Origin of the sequence: Nocardioides sp. (genome assembly GCF_025964975.1) — a bacterium.
Taxonomy (GTDB): Bacteria; Actinomycetota; Actinomycetes; order Propionibacteriales; family Nocardioidaceae; genus Nocardioides.
The window spans coordinates 47,235-55,081 of the sequence record NZ_JAOPXV010000149.1 but is presented as its reverse complement, the minus strand read 5'-3'; the positions used below and the strand labels follow the sequence as shown (position 1 = coordinate 55,081).

The window sequence follows — 7,847 nt, the reverse complement described above, 5'->3', positions numbered from 1 at the left end:
TGATCGACCCCGCCCACCCGATGACGGCACGCCTGGACCGCGAGTTCGAGCCCGTGATCGCGCTGGCGGCCCGCTGGCGCGAGCGCACCTGGGACGACGTCAGCCCCACCGGCCGGTTCGACGGGGGCTTCGTCAACACCGACCACGTGCTGGGTTGGGTCGCCGACGACGGACGACGACGCGGCGACGACGCGCCGGTGCTGGTCGCACACTCCACCCCCGACTTCGCTCGGCTCCACCTCGACGATCCTGAGGCGGCTGGCCCGGAGATGGTGCGGGCACTGCGCGAGGTGATGGGTCTGTCCGAGCCGGTGGAGGTTCACGTGCACCGCTGGTCGCTGGCGCGGCCCGTGGGTGAGCGCGAGGCGCCGTACGCCCTGGAGGCGGGGCCGCACGGACTGCTCGGCGTGTGCGGCGACGGATGGGGCCCTTCGCCGAAGGTGGAGACCGCGTGGCGGTCGGGCCGCGACCTGGGTCGTGCGCTGGTCGAGCGGCTCAGCTGACCAGCGACCTGGTCATGAAGACGCTGTACGGGTCCTCGACGTACGCCCCGAAGGGACCGCACGGGACGAAGCCCGCCCGGGCGTAGAACGAGCGCGCCGGAGCGAAGAACTCCATGCTTCCCGTCTCCAACGACACCCGGGTGACGCCACGGCTGCGAGCGTCCTCGACCAGGTGCTCCAGCACGTAGGTCCCGACGCCCTGCCCGCGACGAGCGGGATCGGTGCGCATCGACTTGAGCTCCTCATGCCCCTCCTCCACGCCCGCGAGCGCACAGCTGCCGACCAGGTCGTCCCCGTCGAGGGCGACCCAGACCCGGATGTGGGTGGCGCGGAGATCGGTCAGGTCGAGGGCGTGCCGGCTCTCGACGGGAGCGGTCGGCTCGGTCTCGTCGAGGTGCGCCTGGAGGAAGGCAGCGAAACGAGGGTCGTCGAAGTCGGCGCGCTCCATCCTCAGCTGCATGGAGCAATGGTGACGGTTCGGACCGGTACGGTCGACGCCATGGCCGACGAGCTCTCGCCCCACGACATCGTCCAACAGTCAGCCCTGCAGCTCTGGGCGGCGGCCCAGACGGACTTCGATCCCTTCCAGGTGCCGCCGGAGGAGTGGGGGCCGACGGTCCCGATCAAGGATGCCGACATCGCCATCGACACCCACCTCGACCTTGCGACTGTCCGCGAGGCGCTGACCGCCCTCGACGGGCACCGGCTCGTCGTGGGACGCGACGCCGGCAACATGAGCGTCGAGTCGATCATCCCTGACCAGCCCTCGTGACCGAGCGTCTCTTCGTCTACGGCAGCCTGGCCCCGGCGCGGTCGAACGAGCACATCCTGGCCGACGTCGACGGGACGTGGGAGCCGGCCTCGGTCACGGGCGCGTTCGTCGACGAGGGCTGGGCGTTCGACGAGGGCTACCCGGCCATCGTCCTGTCCCCGGACGGTCCGGTGGTGGACGGCCAACTCTTCACCTCCGACCACCTGCCCGAGCACTGGGCGCGTCTCGACGAGTTCGAGGGTGTGGACTACGAGCGCGTGACCGTGCAGGCCCGGCGCCCGGACGGACAGTCCGTGCCGGCCCAGGTCTACGTGCACAAGGCCCGCTAGAGCCCCAGCATCCGGCCGATGATCTCCTTCTGGATCTCGGTCGTCCCGCCGTAGATCGTCTGGATGCGCGAGTCGGTGTAGGCCTTGGAGATCGGGTACTCCGACATGTAGCCGTAGCCTCCGTGCAGCTGCACGCCCGCGTCCACGGTCCTCTTCTGGAGCTCGGTCGTCCACCACTTGGCCATCGAGGCGAGCGAGGTGTCGACCGTCCCGGCGTTGAGGCGCAGCACGCAGTCGTTGACGAACACTCGCGCGATGTGGGCCTCGGTCGCCATCTCGGCGAGCACGAACCTGTTGTGCTGGAACTTCCCGATCGGCTTCCCGAAGGCCTCGCGCGACTTCGCGTAGTCGAGGCAGAGACCGAGGACGTGCTCGACGGCGGCGACGGCGATGCAGGCGATCGAGATGCGCTCCTGCGGCAGGTTCTGCATCAGGGAGACGAAGCCGGACCCCTCGGGGCCGAGGAGATTGTCCTTCGGCACGCGTACGTCGGTGAAGGACAGCTCGGCGGTGTCCTGGGCGTGCAGCCCCATCTTGTCCAGGTTGCGCCCCCGCTCGAAGCCCGGCATCCCGCGCTCGACGACCAGCAGCGAGATCCCCTGGTGCCCCGCGTCGGGGTCGGTGCGGGCGACGACGACCACCAGGTCGGAGAGGATGCCGTTGCTGATGAAGGTCTTCGACCCGTTCAGCACGTAGTGGTCACCGGCGTCGACCGCGGTGGTGCGGATGCCCTGCAGGTCCGACCCGGCACCGGGCTCGGTCATCGCGATCGCGGAGATCAGCTCTCCCGACACGAGCCCAGGAAGCCAGCGAGCCTTCTGCGACGGTGTCCCGAGAGAAGAGATGTAGGGGACGATGATGTCGGTGTGGACCGCGAACCCCGGTCCCGAGGCGCCGGCACGCGTCGCCTCCTCCGCCAGGACCATGTTGTAGCGGAAGTCGGTGATCCCGGCCCCGCCGTACTCCTCCTCCACGTCGAAGCAGAGGAGGCCGGCCCGCCCGGCCTCCAGCCACACCTCGCGCGACACCACGCCGTCGGCCTCCCACTGCGCGTGGTGGGGGACCACGGAGCGCTCGAAGAACGCCCGCGCCGTCGCACGGAAGTCCTCGTGCTCCTGCTCGAGGATCGAGGGACGTTCAGGCATGGTGCTCCTTCTGGGTGGGGCCGGAGGCACTCTCCGCCGGGGTGAGGCGACGCCGTGTCGACGCGCCTAGGTTGGCCGCATGAGCCTTGTGAGCACAGCCGTCCGCGCGACCCATCTGGTGACGAACGCCGCGTGGTTCGGCGGGTCGCTGATGGGAGCGGTCGGGCTCAACCCGGCGGCCCGGCGACCCGACACCCAGCGCGAGCGGATCGAGGTCTCCGGGACGGGCTGGGAGCGATGGGGTCCGGTGCAGGGCGGCTCGATCGCGCTGCACCTCCTGAGCGGCGTGGCGATCCTCGCCGACAACAGGAACCGCGTCGTGGCGCACCCGCCGACGACGGTCGCGGTCGCGGCGAAGACCGCGCTGACCGGCGCCGCCATCGCCTCGAGCGCGGCTGCCTATGTGTACGGCGAACGGCTCGGCAAGGCCTCCGGCGAGGACGGTCACGCGGAGGATCCCGAGGCGGCGGACCGGGCGCGGCGGAAGCTGGCCTGGCTGCAGTGGACCACTCCGGCGCTCACTGGCTCACTGCTGGTCCTCGACGCCCAGCTCGGCGAGCAGCAGCGCGGCGCTGCCGGCCTGCTCGACCGACGCTTGTGACGAGCCGCGCGGCGACGTAGGGCGGCTCCCGCAGGGCCTGCACGAACGGGTACTGCTCGGTCCCGGCCAGAGGGTTGGCCACCGGGTCGAACCGCTGAGACGTGTCCTGCTCGGACCACGTGATCTCGATGCGTCCGACGCGGACCCAGTCGCCCGCGCCCAGCGCAACGTGCAGCGTGTACGCCGCAGGCGGCGACCCGTCGACCGGCTCCGCGTCCGGGGCGATCATGAAGGTCGCCGGGCCTGCCGGCGTACGGACGGGCAACAGCGACGTCTGGTGGCCGAACCGGCCCGGGCCGCGCAGGAGCAGGAGGTAGCGGGACGGGCCGTGGGTCCCGGTGCTGGCGAGGAGCACGTCGGCGACACCGCCGTCGGGGCCGCCGGTCGGCAGCCGCAGCGCCATCCCCTCGATGTCGGGCCAGCCCTCCGGCAGGCCCATCGAGCGCGACCACCGCAGGGTGCACGGGTGGGTGCCCACCCGGGCCAGCGGGTCGACGCCGAGGCCCGGCACCGGGTCGGTCACGGTGAGGTCTCCCGTGCCCTGGCGGCCGATCGGGTGCAACGCCTTGTCGCGTCGGGCCAGGCCCGCGACGAGTGCAGCGACGCCGAGGGCAACCCCGGGCAGCGCGCCCGCAGCCAGCCCGGGGACGCGCGTCAGGACACCCATGCCTTGACCTGCGCGATCGTTGCCGCGGGGTCCTCGCTCGCCGGCGTCAGGGACAGGTTGGTGACGCCCGCCTCGCGGAACGCCTCGATCCGCTCGCGGACGTAGGAGGCGGGTCCGACGAGGTTGGCCGCTTCCAGCCAGTCGGTCGGGATCAGTGCCTCGGCCTCCTTCTTCTTGCCCGCGAGGTAGAGGTCCTGGATCTCGGCCGCCTCCGCCTCGTAGCCGTAGGCCGCCGCGACGTCGTTGTAGAAGTTCTTGCCCTTCGCACCCATGCCGCCGACGTAGAGGGCGAAGACCGGCCGGGCGAAGTCGAGCAGGGCCTTGGTCTCGGGGCCCTCGCCGATCGCGACCATGCCGCCGGCGGTGATCTCGAGCGGAGCCAGGCTCGACGACCGCTTCGCAGCGCCCGCCTCGAGAGCGTCGCTCCAGACCAGGTGGGCCTTCTCGGGGTGGAACAGGTGGGGGATCCAGCCGTCGGCGATCTCGGCCGCCTGCTCGACCGACTTCGGACCCAGGCCGGCGATGTAGATGGGCACGGCGTCGCGCTCGGGGTGGGTGAGGATCTTCAGCGCCTTGCCGAGCCCGGTGACGGCGCCGTCGTCCTTGCTCAGGGGCAGCTTGAAGATCCCGTCGCTCTCGAGCTTCTCGCGCTTGAGGCCGCGCCGGACGAGGTCGATCACCTCGGCCGTACGAGCCAGTGGCTTCGAGTAGGGCACCCCGTGGAAGCCCTCGATCACCTGGGGTCCGCTCGCGCCCAGCCCCAGGATCGCGCGCCCGCCGGAGACGTTGTCGAGACCCGCGACAGTCTGCAGCAGTGCGCCAGGGGTGCGGGAGTAGATGTTGAGGATCGCGGCGCCGATCTCGATCGTCTCGGTCTTCGCCGCGAGGTAGCCCATCAGCGTGGGCGAGTCGAAGCCGTACGCCTCGGCCACCCAGACGGTGTCGAGGCCCGCCTTCTCGAGCTGGCTGACCTGGTCGGCGGCGTCGCGGGGGTTGCCGGAGTACATCAGCGGCATCGAGAGCTTCATGCCTGCAACTGTGACACCACCACTGTCATCGTCGCAAGGAGGGTGTCTCAGCGGAGGGCCTGGCCGGCTCGGCGGCGAGCGCGCGAGGCGTGCGTCCCGGGCGCGACTCCCGGACGGGGGTGCGTGACCCACATTGCCCGGCTCGAGAATGTGGGTGTGTGACCCCCCGCTGGCGCGTCGGGGACGACTCAGCACACGGGGGTGCGGCACCCATATTTCCGTCGCCGAGAATGTGGCTGTGCCACCGCCCGGGGTGTGGGCGGCGAGGTATGGCGGTAGCGCGGCCGCTCAGGCCGGCAGGCGCGAGCCGAAGGTGACGTCCACCCCGGGCGAGAACATCACGTGGTCCGGTGGGCGGGCAGCCAGGTCGCCGAACCCGTGCACGGCCAGCAGCTCGTCGTCCAGCTCGTCCAGCACGGCGTGGTGCAGCGGCCAGGTGGGGTGCGCGTTGGGCCAGTAGCGGGTGCGGCCGCGCCGGTCCGCCAGGTGCAGCCCCCACCGGGCCGTGAGGAACAGCTCGAGCGGACCCGCTTCGAGGGGCTCGCCGACGCTCACCGAGATCCGCGAGCGAGTGCCGCGTGGTCCGGGCCAGCGGCGCCGGCAGGTGTAGGTGACTCGGCTCCCGTCGCGCGTGCGGGCCATGCGTGACCAGAGGTAGGGCAGCTGCGGGCCCTGGCGAGCGGCGAGGACCGGCGCCAGCCGGGAGGCGTCGAGGCTGAGGAAGACCACGCCGCGGCGCCCCTGGTCGTCGACGGAGTAGAGCCGCACGTTGGTCTCGTGGAACGACCCGACGTAGGGGAGCCCTGGGCTTCCCCGGAACCCGATGCCCTTCATCCAGAAGGGGATGAGTCCCACATGGGTCATGCCCTCGAACGTGTCGGGCCGCGTCCCCGCTGGGAGGTAGGGCTGGATGCGTTCGGGCTCGACCGCCCAGTGGAGGAAGGCCAGGTCCTCCCAGCGCTGGGTGAAGACGGTCGTCGCAAAGGTGCGCGGTGCGAGCGGCGTGATCGCCTCAGGCTCCATGGTCGGCCGTCCCGTGCCAGGACTCCCACAGTGCGGCGTACGACCCACCGGCGGCGACGAGCTCGTCGTGCGACCCGAACTCCGAGATCACGCCGTCCTCGACGACCGCGACCCGGTCGGCGTCGTGGGCGGAGAAGAGCCGGTGCGCGATCGCGATGACCGTGCGACCTTCGAGTACGGCGGCCAGCGACCGTTCCAGGTGGCGCGCCGCTCTCGGGTCGATCAGGGAGGTGGCCTCGTCCAGCACCAGCGTGTGCGGGTCGGCGAGGACGAGCCGGGCGAGCGCGATCTGCTGGGCCTGGGCCGCGGTGAGCGCACGACCGCCCGAGCCGACGACAGTGTCCAGCCCGGAAGGCAGCGCGGCGACCCACTCGCTGGCGTCCACCGCGGCCAGTGCTTCGTGGACCTCGCTGTCGGACGCGGACGGTCGGGCCAGGATGAGGTTCTCCCGGATCGTCCCGACGAAGACGTGGTGCTCCTGGGTGACGAGTGCGACGTGACCGCGGAGGTCACCGAGCGGGAGCTCGACGAGACCGACGTCGCCGACGGTGACGGACCCGGTCCTCGGCGGGTGGATGCCGGCGAGCAGGCGACCCAGGGTCGACTTCCCGGCGCCTGACGGACCGACTATGGCGATGCGCTCCCCGACGCCCACGTCGAGGTCCACCCCGTGCAGCACGTCGCGTCCCTCCACGTAGGAGAAGTGCACCTCCTCGGCGTCGAGCTTCTCCGAGGACGGCGTGCGGCCGGTGACCGAGCGGTCGTCCGGCACCTGGGCGACGCCCAGCAGCCGGGAGAGCGACGCCGCGCCGAGCTGGAGCTCGTCGAGGATCGAGACGATCCGGTCGACGGGGTCGATCAGCATCTGCACGTACAACGTGGCCGTGGTCACCTCGGCCAGCGTGACGTCGCCACGCGTGTAGAGCCAGCCCCCGAAGAGCAGCGTGCCGACGACGGGGAGCAGGTAGCTCAGCTCCATGCTCGGGAAGAAGACCGTGCGCAGGTGCAAGGTGTAGCGCTCGGCCCTGAAGGACGCCGCGCAGTCCTCGTCGCTGAGGCGCACACGCTGAGGTCCGAGGCCGAGTGCCTCGACGGTGCGGGCGCCTTCGACCGTCTCGGACAGGGTGGTGTTGATCTGGGAGTAGGACGCGGTCTCCGCGAGGTAGCCGTCCTTGGCTCGGGCGAGGTACCACCGCAGCCCGATCACCAGGGGCGGCAGGGCGAGCAGGCACGGCAGCGCCACCCACCAGCCGACGCTGAGCGCGGCGGCGAACGTCAGCGCCGCCGACAGCACCGCGATCGTCCACTCGGGCAGCGCCCACCTCACCGACCAGCCGAGCTGGTCGATGTCGCTGCCGGTGCGGGTCAGGAGGTCGCCGGAGCCGGCGGCCTCGACCGTACCGATCGGCAGCGCCAACGTGTTGGAGACGAAGTCCTCGCGCAGCTCGGCCAGCACCAGCTCGCCCATCACCTGCGAGCGGTAGCGGGCGAAGCGGGTCAGCACCGACTGCAGCACCAGGAAGAAGGCCAGCCACAGGACGATCGAGTCGACGCGCGCAGCCGTGGTGCCGTCCTCGACGGACTGGACGAGGTCGCCGAGCAGCCGAGGGGCAGCCAGCGCGGACAGGGCCGCAGCGATGTGGAGAGCGAGTGCGGTCCACAGCAGCCGGGGGTGGCGATGGGCGACCTGACCGACGTAGCGGCGGACGGCCCTGCCGTCGGCGATGGGAAGCCGGGTGGTGACGCTCATACGCGTACTCGCTTCGCTCCGTGCGCGCA

At 71.4% G+C, this 7,847-nt stretch carries 10 protein-coding genes; 4 read left to right on the top strand and 6 right to left on the bottom strand.

Going from position 1 to position 7,847, the window contains the following annotated elements:
- Window positions 1-503, top strand: a 503-nt coding sequence (locus tag JWN68_RS11510; protein WP_297738814.1) for an FAD-dependent oxidoreductase, incomplete at its 5' end; no start/stop codon positions are given.
- Here JWN68_RS11510 and JWN68_RS11505 read toward each other — a convergent pair.
- Window positions 496-963, bottom strand: coding sequence for a GNAT family N-acetyltransferase (locus JWN68_RS11505; protein WP_297738811.1), 468 nt, complete (start codon window positions 961-963; stop codon window positions 496-498). The two genes, JWN68_RS11510 and JWN68_RS11505, sit on opposite strands and share 8 nt — an antisense overlap.
- Window positions 964-1,002: 39 nt before the next feature.
- Here JWN68_RS11505 and JWN68_RS11500 point away from each other — a divergent pair, with 39 nt between their 5' ends.
- Together JWN68_RS11500 and JWN68_RS11495 are read left to right on the top strand one after the other, a co-directional pair.
- Window positions 1,003-1,275: a hypothetical protein gene (locus tag JWN68_RS11500; protein ID WP_297738809.1), complete on the top strand. Its 273-nt coding sequence runs from the start codon at window positions 1,003-1,005 to the stop codon at window positions 1,273-1,275.
- Window positions 1,272-1,604: a gamma-glutamylcyclotransferase family protein gene (locus JWN68_RS11495; protein WP_297738807.1), complete on the top strand. Its 333-nt coding sequence runs from the start codon at window positions 1,272-1,274 to the stop codon at window positions 1,602-1,604. Before JWN68_RS11500 ends, JWN68_RS11495 begins: the two co-directional genes overlap by 4 nt.
- Here JWN68_RS11495 and JWN68_RS11490 read toward each other — a convergent pair.
- Window positions 1,601-2,749 (bottom strand): acyl-CoA dehydrogenase family protein, encoded by a 1,149-nt coding sequence (locus JWN68_RS11490; protein WP_297738805.1) that lies wholly within the window; start codon window positions 2,747-2,749, stop codon window positions 1,601-1,603. The genes JWN68_RS11495 and JWN68_RS11490 overlap by 4 nt on opposite strands.
- Window positions 2,750-2,828: 79 nt before the next feature.
- Here JWN68_RS11490 and JWN68_RS11485 point away from each other — a divergent pair, with 79 nt between their 5' ends.
- Window positions 2,829-3,350 (top strand): hypothetical protein, encoded by a 522-nt coding sequence (locus JWN68_RS11485; RefSeq protein ID WP_297738804.1) that lies wholly within the window; start codon window positions 2,829-2,831, stop codon window positions 3,348-3,350.
- Here the strand turns inward: JWN68_RS11485 and JWN68_RS11480 are convergent.
- The 4 genes from JWN68_RS11480 to JWN68_RS11465 all read right to left on the bottom strand — a co-directional run bounded on the left by JWN68_RS11480 (window position 3,268) and on the right by JWN68_RS11465 (window position 7,818).
- Entirely contained in the window at window positions 3,268-4,017 is a 750-nt protein-coding gene (locus JWN68_RS11480; RefSeq protein WP_297738802.1) for a hypothetical protein, read from the bottom strand. The two genes, JWN68_RS11485 and JWN68_RS11480, sit on opposite strands and share 83 nt — an antisense overlap.
- On the bottom strand, window positions 4,005-5,045 hold the full coding sequence (locus JWN68_RS11475) for an LLM class F420-dependent oxidoreductase (RefSeq protein ID WP_297738799.1): 1,041 nt from the start codon (window positions 5,043-5,045) through the stop codon (window positions 4,005-4,007). The genes JWN68_RS11480 and JWN68_RS11475 overlap by 13 nt, the downstream gene beginning before the upstream one ends.
- Window positions 5,046-5,333: 288 nt before the next feature.
- Window positions 5,334-6,068 (bottom strand): DUF2071 domain-containing protein, encoded by a 735-nt coding sequence (locus JWN68_RS11470; RefSeq protein ID WP_297738797.1) that lies wholly within the window; start codon window positions 6,066-6,068, stop codon window positions 5,334-5,336.
- Window positions 6,058-7,818 (bottom strand): ABC transporter ATP-binding protein, encoded by a 1,761-nt coding sequence (locus tag JWN68_RS11465; protein WP_297738795.1) that lies wholly within the window; start codon window positions 7,816-7,818, stop codon window positions 6,058-6,060. The genes JWN68_RS11470 and JWN68_RS11465 overlap by 11 nt, the downstream gene beginning before the upstream one ends.
- Window positions 7,819-7,847: the final 29 nt, after the last annotated feature.

What these genes read in the sequence shown, in the direction of transcription:
- JWN68_RS11500 (WP_297738809.1), top strand. Translation starts at nt 1,003, where the DNA reads ATGGCCGACGAGCTCTCGCCCCACGACATCGTCCAACAGTCAGCCCTG.
- JWN68_RS11475 (WP_297738799.1), bottom strand. Translation starts at nt 5,045, where the DNA reads ATGAAGCTCTCGATGCCGCTGATGTACTCCGGCAACCCCCGCGACGCC.
- JWN68_RS11490 (WP_297738805.1), bottom strand. Translation starts at nt 2,749, where the DNA reads ATGCCTGAACGTCCCTCGATCCTCGAGCAGGAGCACGAGGACTTCCGT.
- JWN68_RS11480 (WP_297738802.1), bottom strand. Translation starts at nt 4,017, where the DNA reads ATGGGTGTCCTGACGCGCGTCCCCGGGCTGGCTGCGGGCGCGCTGCCC.
- JWN68_RS11485 (WP_297738804.1), top strand. Translation starts at nt 2,829, where the DNA reads ATGAGCCTTGTGAGCACAGCCGTCCGCGCGACCCATCTGGTGACGAAC.
- JWN68_RS11465 (WP_297738795.1), bottom strand. Translation starts at nt 7,818, where the DNA reads ATGAGCGTCACCACCCGGCTTCCCATCGCCGACGGCAGGGCCGTCCGC.
- JWN68_RS11505 (WP_297738811.1), bottom strand. Translation starts at nt 963, where the DNA reads ATGCAGCTGAGGATGGAGCGCGCCGACTTCGACGACCCTCGTTTCGCT.
- JWN68_RS11470 (WP_297738797.1), bottom strand. Translation starts at nt 6,068, where the DNA reads ATGGAGCCTGAGGCGATCACGCCGCTCGCACCGCGCACCTTTGCGACG.